Genomic DNA, 14,839 nt, shown 5'->3' with positions numbered 1-14,839 from the left:
TGAAAGGAAAGAGCTATGTCTCTAGCTCCAGAACTCCACGTTGAGAAGCAGTACCTGGACGGCTACGTGCCATCTTCCTTCGATGCTCCTCACTCCTCCCTGCAGCGTTCCATCACCTGGGTGGGCATGGGTGCCATCCTGGCTTCCCTGGCCGGCTTCGGACTGATGGTCTTCGGCCTGGCCACCTGGCAGTCCGGTGTTCAGGAATTGGGCCCGGAGTACGCTCTGGCTGGCGCCATCCTGGGCTTCGGCCTGCTGTTCGGTGGCATGTTCATGATCCACTTGGGTCGTAAGAACTACCGCGAGTACAAGGCGCGTACCGGCCGTATTCACTAGGCCGACTTCGCACATAACAGTGCTTCAGCGCAGAAGCTGGCTACTTCTGCGCACACCTCCAACACACAAGGCTGCACCCTGACAGCCTGCCCGCTGCGCGTTGATCGCGCCCGGTGGCAGGCAGGGTGCGGCCTTGTTGTGTGTGCAATGGCGTGCCACCGGCAATGCCTCGTAGCCGATCCGGTGTGAAACATCGCTGTAATATTTGCTCGCTACACTCGACTACATGAACCTCACACCCCGCGAGCTGGAAAAGCTCTATATCTTCACCGCCGCTGAGGTCAGCCGCCGTCGGCAGCAGAGGGGGCTGAAGCTGAACCAGCCGGAAGCTACGGCCTTGATCAGCGACGCGGTCATCGAAGCCGCCCGCGACGGTTTGAGCGTGGCCGAAGCGATGGAGGTGGGAAGCCAGGTGCTGGGGCCCGACGATGTGCTGCCGGGCGTGCGGGAGCGCCTGAGCCTGATCCAGGTGGAGGCCACCTTCCCGGATGGCACGAAGCTGGTGAGTGTCCACGACCCGATCGGGGAGTAGTGATCGCGCCATGACCCACACTTACACTCACACCGACGTGCCCGTGGTTCTCTACGCCACCGCCGAGGCCACGGACACTCACTACTTGCACGAGGTCACCGGCCTGCCCGTTGTCCGTTCCGCCCGCGAGCTGTCCGCCATAGTCCACGACCGCGTCTGCGTGGTCCCGATGTGTACCGGCCGCGACCTGACCTCCATCACTCACGCTGCACAGGCGCTGCGATGGCTCACCGAACGCACCTCCCTCCGCGCCGCCCTCGCTACGCCGGTGTGCACGAGTACCTACGTCATCGCGCGCATGCGCCACCACCTGCGCCGCCTTGCCCCTACCCACGACGCCGTCGTATTCCTCGCCGCCGCCGTCGATCCTTTTGCCGACGCCGAACTGTGTCGTCGCGTGAGGCTCGCTCAACAATTCTCGGAATCCACCGAGGTGGCCCTGGCGTTCGATGATCCAGGCCAGCGCGGGGCGGACTGTTGGCCTACGCTGCCGGAGGTGACCTCGCGCCTGCACAAGATCATGGATGGGCAGCCGACGGTGGCTGTGGTGCGTGCTGACTTTCATGCACCACGCGCGGAGAGCTGTGAGGCGCACGCCCTCATGCCCGGGAGTGCGTTGAAGACTGCGGTGTTGGCGTCGGTGAAAAAGGCGTTGCATGCGCAGGAACATGGCGACGACGGCATTGCGGCGGGGTTGCTGGCGGATCACGATCAGGGGTTCGCGCATTCGCATGGGGACGAGGATCATGCGCACGGGCACGCGCATTCCCACGCGCATGCTCACGCACACGGTCATGCGCATTCACACAGTCATTCGCACCACTAAGGAATTGTTTGATGTCTTCCGGTTTTAACGCATATATCACGCAGCCAGGTGAGATAGTCATGAATGAGGGCCGCGCGACGGTGACTGTATCCGTGGCGAATACGGGCGACCGCGCGATTCAGGTGGGGTCGCACTATCACTTTTTTGAGGCGAATGCGGCGCTGGAGTTTGATCGGGAGGCTGCCTATGGGCGCCATCTGGCGATTCCCTCCGGTTTGGCTATTCGTTTTGAGCCGGGCGATACGCGCGAGGTTGAGCTGGTGGATTTCGGCGGGGCGCGTGTTTTGTATGGATTTTCCAACCTGGTCGATGGGCCATTGGACGACGAGGAGATTCGAGAGCAGGCGATGCGGCGGCTGGAGGATTTTTTGAAGAATTCCAATTCGGAAGACAATGTCGCACAGCAACGAATTACCCCACACGAAGAGTAAGCAGATGAACAATAGATTGAGCCGCAGCAGATACGCAGAGATTTACGGCCCTACGACAGGCGATCGCGTCACATTGGCGGACACGAACCTGACCATCCGGATTGAGCAGGATTATGCCGCGTGCTCCTATGGCGATGAAACGGTGTACGGCGGCGGAAAAGCCGTCCGCGATGGAATGGGACAGGACCCCACCGCCGTGGATGCACTGGATACCGTGATTGTGGGGGCCATTATTATCGACACCGCGCTCGGCGTGGTGAAGGGGGACGTGGGCATCAAGAACGGCCGTATTGTGGGCGTGGGAAAGGCCGGCAACCCGCATAGTCAGGATGGGGTGGATCCGGACCTGGTGATTGGCCCGGGTACGGAAGTGATTGTGGGGACTCACCGTATTCTCACGGCTGGTGGGGTGGATTCTCATATTCATTACATCACGCCGCAGCAGGCGCAGGAGGGGCTTTCGAATGGAATTACTACGTTTTTCGGCGGCGGAACCGGGCCTGCTGAAGGCACATTAGGAACCACGTGCACGCCGGGTGCGGATGGCATTCAGTTTATGCTCCGCGCCGCCGAAGGCCTGCCGGTCAACACGGGGTTCTTGGGGAAGGGCAGCGCGGCGCTGCCGGACGCCCTGCGTGCGCAGATGCGTGGGGGTGCAGCCGGGCTGAAGGTGCACGAGGACTGGGGAGCCACCCCGGCGAGTATCCGCAATGCGCTGGATATTTGTGATGAATTCGACGCCCAGCTCGCCATTCACACGGATACCTTGAATGAATCGGGCTTTTTCCAATCGACTGCTGGCGCCCTAGGCGGGCGGACGGTGCACACGTTTCACTCCGAGGGTGCCGGGGGTGGTCACGCACCGGATATTTTGCGGGTGACGGGGTTGGGAAATGTCCTGCCGGCGTCGACGAACCCCACGTTGCCGTACACGGTTAATTCTGTTGATGAGCTGCTGGACATGGTGATGGTGTGCCATCACCTGTCGCATGACATTCCCGAGGATGTGGCTTTTGCCGATTCTCGCGTACGCGCGGAAACCATCGCGGCGGAAACCGTGCTGCATGATATGGGCCTCATCAGCATTTTCAGTTCGGATTCCCAGGCGATGGGACGCGTGGGGGAATCCTGGGTGCGAGCGTTTCAGACGGCGCATCATTGCCGGGAGCAGCTCGGTGAGCTTGAGGGGGACAACGGCGATGACAACAATCGCGTGTTGCGTTATCTGGCGAAAATTACGATTAATCCGGCGATTGCGCAGGGTATTTCGAAGCACGTGGGTTCCATTGAGCCGGGAAAGCTTGCGGATCTGGTGCTGTGGCCTATTGATTCTTTTGCGGCGAAGCCGCACGTGGTGTTGCGCAAGGGAAGGATTTGTTGGGCGGCGATGGGGGATCCGAATGCGTCCTTGGCGACGCCACAGCCGGTGTTTTATCGGGACCAATTCGGTAATTGTGGGTCGGCTCTGCAAGATACGCGCGTGACCTTTATGTCCGCGGCGGCCATCGAAGAGGGCGTGCCGGAGCGGCTGGGTCTGAAGTCCGAGGTGCTGCCCGTGGAGAATTGCCGCACCATCGGGAAGAAGGACATGGTGCTCAATGATCGCCTGGCTGATATTCAGGTGGATCCCGATACCTATGAGGTGCGCGTGGACGGGGAAATTGCAACCATTGCCCCGGCGGAATCTCTGCCGTTGGCGCAGCTTTTCTATCTCTTTTAGCAGGGGCTGTGCGATGAGTATTGATTCGGTCATGCATTCGGTGGTGTACGGGGATTCCGCCTACCCGTCCGGCCGTTACACGCTGTCCAATGGGTTGGAGGGCCTGGTGCAGACTGGCCGGGTGGCCGGCGCGGAGCAGGCCGGGCAGGCGCTGCTGGATCATCTGCGCCATGCCTATGCCCCTGCCGATGGCGTGGCGACGGCGGTTGCGGTGGAGTTGTCCTGTCAATTCGACGCCCAGCGCGCGCACGAACAGCACACTCCCAACCGGCGCGCGTCCGGCGACAGCGTGATTGCGCTGCTGTGCGCCGCCGATGAGGAGCTAAGCGCCACCAAGGTCACCGACGCCGTCCGGCGCGCATCCACCCGCGTGGGCCGCCAGACGCTGAGCGTATATGCCCAGGTGCACAGCCGTGTGTCCGAGCAGCAGAATACTCAGGGGCTCTTGGAGCTCTACATGGATCACGTCACCTCGCGGCGCACCGCGGGCAATCAAGCCGTGGCACTGGGGCTCATTCACCAGCGGCATGGACTGGATGCCGCCCACGCGGTGGCCGTGGAGATGATGGGTGTGGCGATGGGATGGGCGTCGGCGGCATTGCGGTTGCGGCAGTGCGATCACATCGGCGCGCAAGTGATGGTGGAGCGGGCGCGGCCGCTCATGAAGGAGCTCGCCGAGGAGTGTGTGGAGAAGGCGCTATGGATGGTGAAGTGCCAGGACATGCGACATATTGGGAGCAGTTCGCCGGCGCTGGACCTGGCGAGTGCCGCTCATCAGTATGCGCCAGCGCGATTATTCATGAATTGAGTTGAAGGCGCAGCAGAAAAGTGACTGTGGAGACACAGCAGAACAGTGACTGTGGAGACACAGCAGAACAGTGACTGTGGAGACGCAGTAGAAATGAAGAAAAGGAATGGAGAGAAAAATGGTAGACAACATGCAATCCAATCCAGCGCCGGCTGATGCGGCGCAGTCCAATCCGGTGACCGGGCAGGGTAGCCCGTTAAGGATCGGAATTGGCGGCCCTGTGGGAAGCGGAAAAACCGCGCTCATTGAGGCGCTGGTTCCGCGATTTCAAGCGTTGGGACGAACGGTTGGCGTCGTCACAAATGATATATATACGCAAGAGGACGCCATGCATATCCGCCGCGAGCTCGAGGGAATTATCCCAGGTGAGCGGGTGATTGGCGTGGAAACCGGAAGCTGCCCGCACACGGCTGTGCGCGACGATCCGACCATGAATCTCATGGCGGCGGCGGACATGCTAGACGAGCATCCAGAGATTGATACTCTCTTTTTTGAATCCGGTGGGGATAACCTCACGCTGACGTTTTCGCCGGCGCTGGTGGACGTCTTTGTATTCGTGCTGGATACTGCGGAAGGGGAGAAAATGCCCCGAAAGCGCGGTCCGGGAATCACTGAGTCGGACATTCTGGTGATCAACAAGATCGATATTGCGCAATATGTGCGCTGCGACCTGGATCGGATGGCTGCGGACGCGCACGATGTGCGCAGCAATAAGACTGTGGTGCTGACGAATTGTCTGGACGGCGACGGGATCGACGAGCTGGTCGAGGCGTTGGAGTCCTACCGCGCGTAGAGCGAGTACATGTGCGACATGTACACCGAATCGACACATCCCGGAAACGTGTCGATTTTCGGGCCAAAAATCGACACGTCCGGTCTGATCTGGGTAAGGTGTGTACATGTTCGGCGCTTCCGCACCCTTCGACCCGCGCGTTCCCTACAACGCGCTTCCACCCCTGCCACCAGCAGGGGAGATCGAGACCAGAGCGGTGTTGAAGGCCGTGATCCGCGCGCAGGAAGCCCTGGCGGAGCTCAACACCGCGTGCCGATTAATCCCCAACCCCTCTATCTTGACTGCGACGATCCCTCTCCGGGAGGCGCAGGCGTCGTCGGAAATTGAAAATGTTTTCACCACCAACGACGAGCTCTTCAAAGCCGCCTGGAAAGTCGACAATCAGCCAACACCGGCAACGAAGGAAGCGCTCCGGTACAACGATGCGCTGTACACGGCGACTCAGGACTTAGAAGAACTTCCCGTATCCGAAAAACTGGCGGTACGCGTCTGTACTGTCCTTCAGGGCTCGCACGCCCAGGTTCGATCTACGCCAGGCACGTTCATTGGAAGCAGTAGCTCGGAGGGGCCGGTATATACCCCGCCCGAGGGGAAGCAGGTTATTGAACAGCATTTATCGGCTTGGGAGCGCTACCTCTATTCGAAGCATGACCTCCATCCTGTTGTGCTGATGGCGCTGGCACATTATCAATTTGAAGCGATTCACCCGTTTTACGACGGGAATGGAAGAACCGGAAGAATCTTAAATATTGCCTTGCTGATGCAGCAGGGAGCCTTAAGGCTGCCCGTGTTGTATCTTTCTGGCGAGATCGTGGCCCAGAAAAGTGAATACTATCGTCTGCTGAATGCCGTCACACGCGATGGAGCGTGGGAAGAATGGATCCTCTTCATGGTGGGGTGCGTTGAGAACGCCGCTCGGCATGCTCTGCAGCTGATCGACGCCATTACGTCAGTACAACACAGTATGGAAGACGAGGTGCGCGGCGCCGGCATCGCGCCAGCAAAAGAACTGGCGGAGCTGCTGGTCTCGAATCCTTACCTACGAATTTCTGATGTGGTGGAGGCCGGATTGGCTCAACGGCAGACTGCCGCGAAGTGGTTAAAGCAATTGGCCGATAAAGGTGCCGTGGATAGTGTTCAGTTGGGGCGGGAAAAGATTTTTATTAATCCGCGTATTCTCCAGGCGTTATCGTAAGGCCGCATCGCGAGTGTTAGTCCGTGGGGTCTCACGGCGGAGTCCGGCTGTATCGCACGGCAGCGGAGAAGCATCCGAGCCGAAGAGTTCGCATAAGCCGAAAGGTCTAAACAGAGGGATCAATGAATCGCGTGACCTGCCCCAGATCATCGGAAAAGAGGATGCTCTCCCGATCAATGCGGGACAGGAAACCTTCCTCAACCATGTGGTCGTACTGAGCCTGCAGGTGCGCGTAATAGTCATTGACGTTGAACAGCACGCAAGGCTTATCGTTTTGACCAATGCGAGCCCAGCTAATCACATCCGTGATCTCCTCCAACGTGCCCGGCCCGCCCGGTAACGCCAGGAAGGCGTCCCCGCGCTCGAACAGCATGAGCTTGCGCGTGCTCATATCGTCCACCGTGATGAGTTCCGTCAGGCCCGAGTGTGCAGGCTCGCGAGCTGTGAGAAACTCCGGAATGATTCCGATAACCTCCGCGCCACCCGCGAGCGCCGCATCCGCGACCGTGCCCATCAGGCCGGTGTTGCCGCCGCCGAACACTAACGTGTGGCCGTGGTCTGCAATCCAGGTGCCGACCTGGATCGCAGCTTCCTTATAGATGGGGTTCGTTCCAAGTGAGGCGCCGCAGTAGACGGTGATATTCATACGGACATTGTCGCACGCGGTCCTGCTCGGTCGATCTGGGTGCCACCGCTGCCGTGCTGGGCAGGACATTGTCGCACAGCGCCGTAGACTGGTTCGCATGGCAGTCACCGTCCCGGAACTTCAGCGAACCAACGCTCGCGCGCTCACACCACCGGTTCCCTACGAGTTCCGTGCCTACGACAACCCCGCCGCCGGCGACGGCGTCCAAGCCGTCGGGCGCCCGGGGAAACTCGGCGTCATTGACCTGGAACTCGTTCGAGGAACCACCGGAAAAACGGGAATGGCCCGCCGCTACGTGAAAGCGCCGATGAGTCTCTCGCGCCCCCTCCACGTGGACCCTCAGGACCCCCACACCGCCGTGGTGTACCTGCGCAGCACCGGCGGCGGGATCGCCCAAAACGACCGCATCCGCCAGCGCTTCGTACTACAGCCCAACGCCACAGCACTGATCACCACGCAGGCCGCCACCTCCGTCCACCGGATGAACAGCGGCTTCGGAAGCCAATGGACCAGCGCCGTCGTCGCCGACGCCGCCATGCTGGAATACCTGCCCGGTCACACCACACTGTTCGGCGGCTCCCGCTTCCTCCAACTGACGGAATTCGACCTGCACCCGCATGCAGCGCTCATTGCGGGGGAGGTGGTCATGATGGGACGTGTGGCGTCGGGGGAAATACATAAATTCGACGCCTGTTCGATCACCCTGCGAGTAACCCGCGAGCGCAGGATTCTGCTGAACGATCGGATGACGGCGCTGCGGGAACACAACAACGCGAATACGCAGCTGTTTGGCGAGTGGCCGGTGTGGGCGACCCTGGTGGTGGTGCCGCCGGAGCGCCCGAGCGTGGACGTGGCTGTGCTGGTGGATGAGTTGCATGAGCTGGGGCAGCGGCTGGCTGGCAATGCGGTGGTCGGCGGCACGCACACCCCACCCCTGGCCGTGGGTGTGAGCTCGCTGGTGGACAACGCCGGCGCCCTCGTCCGCATCGCCGGCACGACCATGGAACACGTCCGCCGCACGATGGACGCACTGCATAGCGCCGCGCGGCAGCGGCTGTGCGGAAAACCGAGCTTTGACCTGCGCACAATGTAGCTCGACCGGTGCAGCCAGTGCGGCCAACGCATCCAGCGCGGGCATCCAACGCATCCAGCGCCGCTACGGCGCCGCCTCGCCACCCTCCCCAAACAGCAGCTGAGGATTCCCACCCACATCAACGCGCGTGATCGGAATCCCATATATCGGCTCCAGCACCTCCGGCGTGAGCACCTCCCGCGGTGCTCCCGCAGCCACGATGCGCCCGGCGTCCATCACATAGACGTAGTCGCAGTACCGGGCAGCGAGGTTCAGGTCGTGCAGCACGATCAGGCTGGCCACGCGCCGCGTCGACGAGAGCTCCTGCACCAGCCGCAGCACATCATGCTGAAAGCGAATATCCAGGTGGTTGGTGGGTTCGTCCATGATGAGGTGCGGCGTGCGCTGCGCCACGGCCCGGGCGATGCGCGCGCGTTGCCGTTCGCCGCCGGACAGCCGCGCCAGCTCGTGCGTAGCCTTATCGCGCAGCCCGACCGCCGTCAGGGCTTCGACAATGATTCTTTCTTCCCGACGCCGCCTCTCTCCCCGAAAGCCACCCGCCGATAAGGGCGCGCTGTTGTGCGGGATTCTGCCCAAGGTCACCAGGTCGGCGACGGTCATGGGGATGCTGGTGCTGTCCTCTTGGACCACGATCGCGAACTGTTGGGCGATGGTGCGCCGGGATAGGCGTGCGAGCGGTTCGCCGTCGATGGTGACGCTGCCTTCCGCGCAAGGCAGTTCCCCGAGGAGGCCTTTGAGCAGCGTTGTTTTGCCGCAGCCGTTGGGGCCGACCAGCCCGGTGACCGAGGGGTGACCGGCGTTCGGTTCGTGGTGCTCCGGTGGGAAGTGCAGGTCGACGTTGTCGACGATGCGCTGCGCCCCACGGTCAATGGACACTCCGGTGGCTGCGATCATTCGGCTGCCTTGTGCCATTCGGCCGCTGCCTTGTCCGCGAACTCGTGGATTTTCTCCACTCCGTCCACGGCCAGGGGCGTGGACGGCTCCGCGTAATTCAGGAGTAGCGGAAGAATCCGTCCCTTCTGTATTGCCGGCAGGGTCTTCGCTCCGGGAAGATCCTTGGTGGCCTGGACAACGGCGGCGGGGTCGCCGGCGGTGTACAGGGAAATGATGAGGTCGGGCTGCCGGGCGGCGATGTCCTCGGCGCTGACCTCAAAGACGCGTTTGTTCACATCGGAGTAGACGTTGGTGAGGCCCGCAGCCTCCACCACGGGGTGCGACATGGAGCGCGTGCCGTAGGCGTAGGTCACTCCGCCGCCGATGGTGGGGTACAGCACCGCCACGGTCAGAGGGTGCGCTGAGCCCTCGTCGCCCGCGCGGCCCGGACTGGCGTCTGCGCGGCTCTGACCGGCGTCCGTGGCCCCCGGTATCGCGAGCTCCGCCAGACGCTCCTTCAACTCCGCAACGTACTCAGCCGCGCGCTCCTCTCGATGGAACACCTTCCCGTACGTCGCGACCTGATCCCACACATCCTCAAAGCTCGCAGGCCCCTCCAACGCTCCGCAAAACGCCGGCTCATTAATCAACGGAATCCCCTGGGCCTGCATCGACTCAAACGTCACAGTATCGGACGCCCCCAACACCACATCAGGATCCACCGCAGCCACCTGCTCCGTAGAAATCTGAATATGACCCGTGGCATCCACACGGTCCGTCAACGACGGAACCTCCGTAAGAGCCGAACGAATCGACTCGTCAAAATACTCCTCCGGATAACTACCAGCCCGCGCAGCCACGCGATCCAGAACCCCCAAATGCGACAACGTCGTGATGGACTCCGCACCCATCGTCAACACCCGCTGCGGCTCCCTCTCAAAGACAACGTCGTGCCCACAATTGGGCACGACGTTCTCACCCTCATGCGCTGCGTGTGACGAGCACGCACTCAGAGCCAGCACACTGCACGCCGCCACCGACGCACAGACAACACGGGCACCCCGCGGGACGCGAGACAAACGAACAGTAAACATGGGAGGGAACCTTAGGGGGAGGAGAGTTGGCGTCGAATAAGAATAAAAAGACCAGGAGTGCCGATCAATGCAGTAATGATACCGATGGGAATCTCCTGCGGAGCCAGCAGCAGGCGCGCCAGCACATCAGACCAGACCAGCAACAACGCACCCAGCAGCGCCGCGATCGGCAACATCCGGCGGTGGGCGCTACCCACAAGGCGGCGGGCCACATGCGGCACCACCAAGCCCACAAAACCAATCGCGCCACTCATCGCGACCAGCGAACCAATCAACACGCATAGTACCGCCAGTAGTACCGCGCGGAAACGAGCCGGACGAATACCCAACGACAACGCCGTAGAATCCCCCACCACCACAGCATCCACATGCGGCCCCACACACCACAACACAGCACAACACAACGCCGTCACCACGGCACACGCCAACAACGCCGAATCCCACCGCGCCAGATTCAACGAACCAAGCAACCAAAACATCACAGAACGCGAAGACTCGGGAGAATCGGAGGCGAACACCATGAAACTCGTCAATGCGCTCAACGCATAACCCACGGCCACGCCCGCCAACAGAATGCGCACCGCGTTCAATGAACCCGCCGTCCGCGCCAGAGCAAAGACCAGAACAGACGCCACCGCCGCGCCCACAAAAGCCCCGGCTTGAAGACCCAGCGCGGGGATCGCGGCGCTGGCTGTGCCGGCAGCGCCTGCAGCGCCCACAGCTCCCAGGGCGGAGCCGCCCAGAAGCACCGCCGCAGCCCCGGCGGAGGCGCCCGAATGAATGCCGACAATATAAGGATCCGCCAGGATATTGCGCACAAGAGCCTGCATCACGGCGCCCGCGACGGCGAGCCCCGCACCCACACATACCGCGAGCGTGATGCGCGGCGCGCGGATGGTGTGAATGATGGTGTGGAGCTGCTCAGGAGATAGGGAAGCGTGTGAGCCAAGAGTGCTGGTTCCAAGGTGCAGCGCTGCGGCGCAGCTGGCTGCAAGCGTGCAGAGGAGAAGGGCAGCCCAGGTGATGGTGCGGGCATTCGCGTGGCGGTGACCCAAAGGGTCAGTGGCGCGCGTGGCCTTCAGGAGGATCACAGTTTGAATCTACGCGCGTTGATGGCAATTCTCTAGTTGCTTATTGCCTGCTGCTTGCTTGCAGCTTTGCCTACCTATTGATCACAGCCTGCCTGTTAGAGGGAGAGGTGTCTTAGAACGTCGCTTCGACAAATCGCATAAATGATGCCAGTTTTCTGACCTGGTCTTATTCTTTTCTTAGGAAAATCGAGTCGACGTTCTAAGACACCCCGCTGAGTAGACGGCAGCATTGTGGATAATAGGATGGGTGACTCATCGAAACACCGCAGCCCCAGCACTCAACGGCAACGCGTTGCCGGTCCCAGGCCCAGCCCCGGAAACTGAGGCGGCGCGCCGGGCGGATCTGCGCAAGCACAAAACAATAGCTACAAGCTTGCTGATTCTCGCCACCGTCATCTACGTCTCCATGCGCTGGTTGGAATACCAGGGCAATCCTGGCGCATGGGTGGGGTACGTCCGGGCGGCGTCGGAGGCTGGAATGGTCGGAGCCTTGGCGGACTGGTTCGCGGTCACCGCGTTGTTCAGGCACCCGCTTAGAATCCCCATCCCGCATACCGCGATTATTAAGCGCAAAAAGGACCAGGTGGGCCACGCGCTGTCTGAGTTCGTGGGGGAGAACTTCCTCAACGCCGCGCTGATCAGCGACAAGCTTCACAAGGCCCACATCCCGTCGCGTGCCAGCAACTGGGTGCTTAACCAGCAGGGTGACCTTCGCATCTCTCAAGAGGCCGGCAAGCTGATCGATGTCGTGATCAACGGCATCGACCCCACAGAAGCTGAGCAGGTGCTGCGCGCCCTCGTCATCGACAAAGCCAGCGAACCCCAGTGGGCCCCGCCCTTGGGCCGGGGACTTCAGCAATTGATCGATGAGGGCCGCACGGAACCCGCGGTGGACGCTGTGGTGGTGTGGATGGATGACAAAGCCCGGGCGTCGGAGGATTTTGTCACCACGTTGATCGATGAACGGACCCCATCCTGGGCGCCCCGCTTCGTCCGCGAGTTGGTGGGGGACAAGGTGTATCGCGAGCTGGTGCAGTTCACCGCGGATGTGCGCCACAATCCGAATCATGAGGCGCGTCAGCAGATCCGCTCGTTCATCGCGCAGTTGGCGCAGGACTTGCAGCACGATCCGGCCATGATTGCCAAGGTGGAAGGCTTCAAGGAGGACATCATGAGGTCCGGGCCGGTGCAGGCGCTGCCCGGAAAGTTGTGGGAGTCTGTGCGCTCGAATGTCACGGCGATGGCGCGCGATGAGCAGGCTTTGCTGCGCCGCAAGATTGCGCAGTGGTCGCACGAGTTCGCCCAGCGCATTCAGGATGAGCCGCAGTTGCGCGACGCGCTGGAGGATCGGATTGTCCGCGCCGCCAGCTACCTCGCGGACAACTATGCCGGCGAGGTGACCGGCATCATCGGCGAGACCGTCGAGCGGTGGGATGCCCAGGAGGCCAGCGACAAGATCGAGCTGATGGTGGGCAAGGATCTGCAGTTCATTCGCGTGAACGGAACGATCGTCGGCGCGTTGGCTGGTTTGGTGATCTATTCCCTGACTGAGCTGGTTTTCGCGGTAGCATAGCGGTCATGAGTGTTGTGCTGACCGGTCTGTGGTACGTGCTGTTTGGGCTGAATGCGGCCGCTGGGCTGCTGGTTTTGGCGTTTGCTGTGGTGGGCGGTGTGCAGATCGCCATCACGCGCGATGACGCGTTTATGGTGATTGATCGCCAGAAGCAGAATTGGTTGATGTTGATGGGTGGCGCGCTGGTGTTGGTTGTGCTGTCCTTTCTGCCGGGGCTGCAGATGTTGTGGATTATCGCGGCGGTGATTGTGGGCGTGTACTGGCAGGATGTGCGCCCGTCGTTGCGTGACGTGCTGGATAACGCCAGCGGGAGCTGGTGAGCGTGGCCGTGAATGCTGAGACGCTGAGCCCTGCGGCGTTGGCCGCGATCATGGATGCGACCGTGCTGAAGCCGGAGGCGACACGGGCTGACGTGGACCGATTAATATCCGACGCCCTTCGCTTGTCGTGCGGCGCCATCTGCGTGAGCCCCTCGATGCTGCCGGTGGCTGTGCCCGAGGAGTCGGGTCTGGTGGTGGCGACGGTGGCGGGGTTTCCGTCGGGGAAGCATGCCAGTTTGATTAAGGCCACGGAGGCGCGTTTTGCGGTGCAGAATGGTGCCGATGAAGTGGATGTGGTGATTGATATTGCGGCGGCGATTGCGGAGGATCGCACTGCGCTGATTAGCGAATTGATGACGGTGCGGGAGGCGGTTCCGCAGCCGGCTGTGCTGAAGGTGATTGTGGAATCCGCGGCATTGACTGAGCAGCAGCTGCGCACGGCAGTGCAGGCGTGTGTTGCTGTGGGGGTTGATTATGTGAAGACGTCTACTGGTTTCCATCCGGCTGGGGGTGCCAGTGTGCGGGCGGTGGAGATTATGGCGGAGGAGTTGCGCTCTGCTGGGAAGTTGGCTCCGTGCGGTCTACCGGATGTGGTGCGGCAGCAACAGGGGCTGATGGGTATTAAGGCCAGCGGTGGTATCCGTGACTGGGATTCTGCGGTGGCGATGGTGGCGGCGGGGGCGACGCGCCTGGGGGTGTCGGCGCCGGAGGCTATTCTGTCGTCGCGGCCGCAGGATGGCGCCGCGGACGGCTCAGCGGAGTAGAGAGCCGGGGTGTAGCGCGCGTGGGTAAGAAGCATGACAAGAAGTCCAAGACACCGCATGCTGCCACTCCGGCTCTGCTGATTCTGGAGGAGGCTGGCGTGCCCCATACCGTGTCTACTTTTGAGGCCGGGACGGATCATTTTGGGGAGCACGCGGCCCATGAGCTGGGTGTGGATCCAGACAGGCTCTTTAAAACATTGGTTGTGGATCTCACGGCGGGGAAGGGGTCGAAGCGTGTGCTGGGCGTGTGTGTGCTGCCAGTGTCTCACCAGCTGAGTCTGAAGAAGGCTGCGGCAGCGCACGGGGTGCCCAAGGTGACGATGGCGGATCCTGCAGATGCGCAGAAGTCGTCCGGATATGTGCCTGGTGGGATTTCGCCATTGGGGCAGAAGAATGTGCTTCCCACGGTGATTGATGAGACGGCTGTGCTTTTCGAGACGATCTTCTTCTCGGGTGGTCGGCGTGGCCTGGATGTGGAGATGAATGCGGAGGACCTGGCGCCGTTGGTGAACGCTCGGTTTGCCGATGTGTGCGCAGACTGAGCGCGCAGGCTACATGTGCAGCGCAAGACACAGCGCAAGGCGCAGCGTGAACACGCAGAACTAGGCGCAGACCACGACGTCCGCGTGGAGACCGCGGGTGTGGTGAAGATATAACTATGTGGCGCAGATCTCACTCAAGAATCTAATGTGATGGTCAGCACTTTCCAATTGGTGGAAAGCAAAACACACTGAGGCACGTGCG

The 14,839-nt window shown here is 61.5% G+C and carries 17 protein-coding genes; 13 read left to right on the top strand and 4 right to left on the bottom strand.

Going from position 1 to position 14,839, the window contains the following annotated elements; genetic code table 11:
- The first annotated feature begins 15 nt into the window (after positions 1-15).
- The 8 genes from IAU67_RS09065 to IAU67_RS09030 all read left to right on the top strand — a co-directional run bounded on the left by IAU67_RS09065 (position 16) and on the right by IAU67_RS09030 (position 6,641).
- Positions 16-336 (top strand): hypothetical protein, encoded by a 321-nt coding sequence (locus tag IAU67_RS09065; RefSeq protein WP_151842322.1) that lies wholly within the window; start codon positions 16-18, stop codon positions 334-336.
- 226 nt (positions 337-562) lie between these two features.
- Entirely contained in the window at positions 563-868 is a 306-nt protein-coding gene (locus IAU67_RS09060; RefSeq protein WP_151842321.1) for an urease subunit gamma, read from the top strand.
- Positions 869-878: 10 nt separating this feature from the next.
- Positions 879-1,694, top strand: a complete 816-nt coding sequence (locus IAU67_RS09055; RefSeq protein WP_151842320.1) for a hypothetical protein — start codon at positions 879-881, stop codon at positions 1,692-1,694.
- Between the two features lie 11 nt (positions 1,695-1,705).
- A complete protein-coding gene (locus IAU67_RS10090; protein WP_151842319.1) occupies positions 1,706-2,125 on the top strand; it encodes an urease subunit beta in 420 nt (139 codons plus the stop codon).
- Positions 2,126-2,129: 4 nt separating this feature from the next.
- The gene (gene ureC / locus IAU67_RS09045; RefSeq protein WP_151842318.1) at positions 2,130-3,845 is read left to right on the top strand and encodes an urease subunit alpha; all 1,716 of its coding nucleotides are present in this window, start codon (positions 2,130-2,132) and stop codon (positions 3,843-3,845) included.
- A 13-nt stretch (positions 3,846-3,858) separates the two neighbouring features.
- On the top strand, positions 3,859-4,653 hold the full coding sequence (locus IAU67_RS09040; RefSeq protein WP_225723499.1) for an urease accessory protein UreF: 795 nt from the start codon (positions 3,859-3,861) through the stop codon (positions 4,651-4,653).
- A gap of 130 nt (positions 4,654-4,783) precedes the next feature.
- On the top strand, positions 4,784-5,446 hold the full coding sequence (gene ureG / locus IAU67_RS09035) for an urease accessory protein UreG (RefSeq protein WP_151842317.1): 663 nt from the start codon (positions 4,784-4,786) through the stop codon (positions 5,444-5,446).
- A 106-nt stretch (positions 5,447-5,552) separates the two neighbouring features.
- On the top strand, positions 5,553-6,641 hold the full coding sequence (locus IAU67_RS09030) for a Fic family protein (protein WP_187767902.1): 1,089 nt from the start codon (positions 5,553-5,555) through the stop codon (positions 6,639-6,641).
- Positions 6,642-6,747: 106 nt separating this feature from the next.
- Here IAU67_RS09030 and IAU67_RS09025 read toward each other — a convergent pair whose 3' ends face one another.
- Positions 6,748-7,287 carry an LOG family protein gene (locus tag IAU67_RS09025; protein WP_151842316.1) on the bottom strand — a complete coding sequence of 180 codons (540 nt, stop codon included), beginning with the start codon at positions 7,285-7,287 and terminating at the stop codon, positions 6,748-6,750.
- Between the two features lie 97 nt (positions 7,288-7,384).
- Between IAU67_RS09025 and IAU67_RS09020 the strand changes: the two genes are divergently transcribed.
- The gene (locus IAU67_RS09020; protein WP_151842315.1) at positions 7,385-8,380 is read left to right on the top strand and encodes an urease accessory protein UreD; all 996 of its coding nucleotides are present in this window, start codon (positions 7,385-7,387) and stop codon (positions 8,378-8,380) included.
- Between the two features lie 63 nt (positions 8,381-8,443).
- Here the strand turns inward: IAU67_RS09020 and IAU67_RS09015 are convergent, their stop codons facing one another.
- The 3 genes from IAU67_RS09015 to IAU67_RS09005 are packed head-to-tail and all read right to left on the bottom strand — an operon-like array spanning position 8,444 to position 11,438.
- Positions 8,444-9,292, bottom strand: a complete 849-nt coding sequence (locus IAU67_RS09015) for an ABC transporter ATP-binding protein (RefSeq protein ID WP_225723498.1) — start codon at positions 9,290-9,292, stop codon at positions 8,444-8,446.
- The gene (locus tag IAU67_RS09010) at positions 9,271-10,347 is read right to left on the bottom strand and encodes an ABC transporter substrate-binding protein (RefSeq protein ID WP_151842314.1); all 1,077 of its coding nucleotides are present in this window, start codon (positions 10,345-10,347) and stop codon (positions 9,271-9,273) included. The genes IAU67_RS09015 and IAU67_RS09010 overlap by 22 nt, the downstream gene beginning before the upstream one ends.
- 11 nt (positions 10,348-10,358) lie before the next feature.
- Positions 10,359-11,438, bottom strand: coding sequence for a FecCD family ABC transporter permease (locus IAU67_RS09005; protein ID WP_225723497.1), 1,080 nt, complete (start codon positions 11,436-11,438; stop codon positions 10,359-10,361).
- Positions 11,439-11,685: 247 nt separating this feature from the next.
- Here IAU67_RS09005 and IAU67_RS09000 point away from each other — a divergent pair, with 247 nt between their 5' ends.
- From IAU67_RS09000 to ybaK, 4 genes are read left to right on the top strand one after another with little or no spacing between them, the layout of a single operon-like run.
- On the top strand, positions 11,686-13,011 hold the full coding sequence (locus IAU67_RS09000) for a DUF445 domain-containing protein (protein WP_151842312.1): 1,326 nt from the start codon (positions 11,686-11,688) through the stop codon (positions 13,009-13,011).
- Between the two features lie 5 nt (positions 13,012-13,016).
- Positions 13,017-13,331 carry a DUF2516 family protein gene (locus tag IAU67_RS08995; protein WP_151842311.1) on the top strand — a complete coding sequence of 105 codons (315 nt, stop codon included), beginning with the start codon at positions 13,017-13,019 and terminating at the stop codon, positions 13,329-13,331.
- 50 nt (positions 13,332-13,381) lie between these two features.
- A complete protein-coding gene (deoC, locus tag IAU67_RS08990) occupies positions 13,382-14,095 on the top strand; it encodes a deoxyribose-phosphate aldolase (RefSeq protein ID WP_151842461.1) in 714 nt (237 codons plus the stop codon).
- A 20-nt stretch (positions 14,096-14,115) separates the two neighbouring features.
- Positions 14,116-14,637, top strand: a complete 522-nt coding sequence (gene ybaK / locus IAU67_RS08985) for a Cys-tRNA(Pro) deacylase (RefSeq protein WP_151842310.1) — start codon at positions 14,116-14,118, stop codon at positions 14,635-14,637.
- The last annotated feature ends 202 nt before the right edge of the window (positions 14,638-14,839 follow it).

Origin of the sequence: Corynebacterium zhongnanshanii (assembly GCF_014490575.1) — a bacterium.
Taxonomy (GTDB): Bacteria; Actinomycetota; Actinomycetes; order Mycobacteriales; family Mycobacteriaceae; genus Corynebacterium; species Corynebacterium zhongnanshanii.
Note: the sequence above shows the minus strand (reverse complement) of the source record. Positions and strands in the feature narration are given on the sequence as shown.

What these genes read in the sequence shown, in the direction of transcription:
- IAU67_RS09065 (WP_151842322.1), top strand. Translation starts at nt 16, where the DNA reads ATGTCTCTAGCTCCAGAACTCCACGTTGAGAAGCAGTACCTGGACGGC.
- IAU67_RS09060 (WP_151842321.1), top strand. Translation starts at nt 563, where the DNA reads ATGAACCTCACACCCCGCGAGCTGGAAAAGCTCTATATCTTCACCGCC.
- IAU67_RS09055 (WP_151842320.1), top strand. Translation starts at nt 879, where the DNA reads ATGACCCACACTTACACTCACACCGACGTGCCCGTGGTTCTCTACGCC.
- IAU67_RS10090 (WP_151842319.1), top strand. Translation starts at nt 1,706, where the DNA reads ATGTCTTCCGGTTTTAACGCATATATCACGCAGCCAGGTGAGATAGTC.
- ureC (WP_151842318.1), top strand. Translation starts at nt 2,130, where the DNA reads ATGAACAATAGATTGAGCCGCAGCAGATACGCAGAGATTTACGGCCCT.
- IAU67_RS09040 (WP_225723499.1), top strand. Translation starts at nt 3,859, where the DNA reads ATGAGTATTGATTCGGTCATGCATTCGGTGGTGTACGGGGATTCCGCC.
- ureG (WP_151842317.1), top strand. Translation starts at nt 4,784, where the DNA reads ATGCAATCCAATCCAGCGCCGGCTGATGCGGCGCAGTCCAATCCGGTG.
- IAU67_RS09030 (WP_187767902.1), top strand. Translation starts at nt 5,553, where the DNA reads ATGTTCGGCGCTTCCGCACCCTTCGACCCGCGCGTTCCCTACAACGCG.
- IAU67_RS09025 (WP_151842316.1), bottom strand. Translation starts at nt 7,287, where the DNA reads ATGAATATCACCGTCTACTGCGGCGCCTCACTTGGAACGAACCCCATC.
- IAU67_RS09020 (WP_151842315.1), top strand. Translation starts at nt 7,385, where the DNA reads ATGGCAGTCACCGTCCCGGAACTTCAGCGAACCAACGCTCGCGCGCTC.
- IAU67_RS09015 (WP_225723498.1), bottom strand. Translation starts at nt 9,292, where the DNA reads ATGGCACAAGGCAGCCGAATGATCGCAGCCACCGGAGTGTCCATTGAC.
- IAU67_RS09010 (WP_151842314.1), bottom strand. Translation starts at nt 10,347, where the DNA reads ATGTTTACTGTTCGTTTGTCTCGCGTCCCGCGGGGTGCCCGTGTTGTC.
- IAU67_RS08995 (WP_151842311.1), top strand. Translation starts at nt 13,017, where the DNA reads ATGAGTGTTGTGCTGACCGGTCTGTGGTACGTGCTGTTTGGGCTGAAT.
- deoC (WP_151842461.1), top strand. Translation starts at nt 13,382, where the DNA reads ATGGATGCGACCGTGCTGAAGCCGGAGGCGACACGGGCTGACGTGGAC.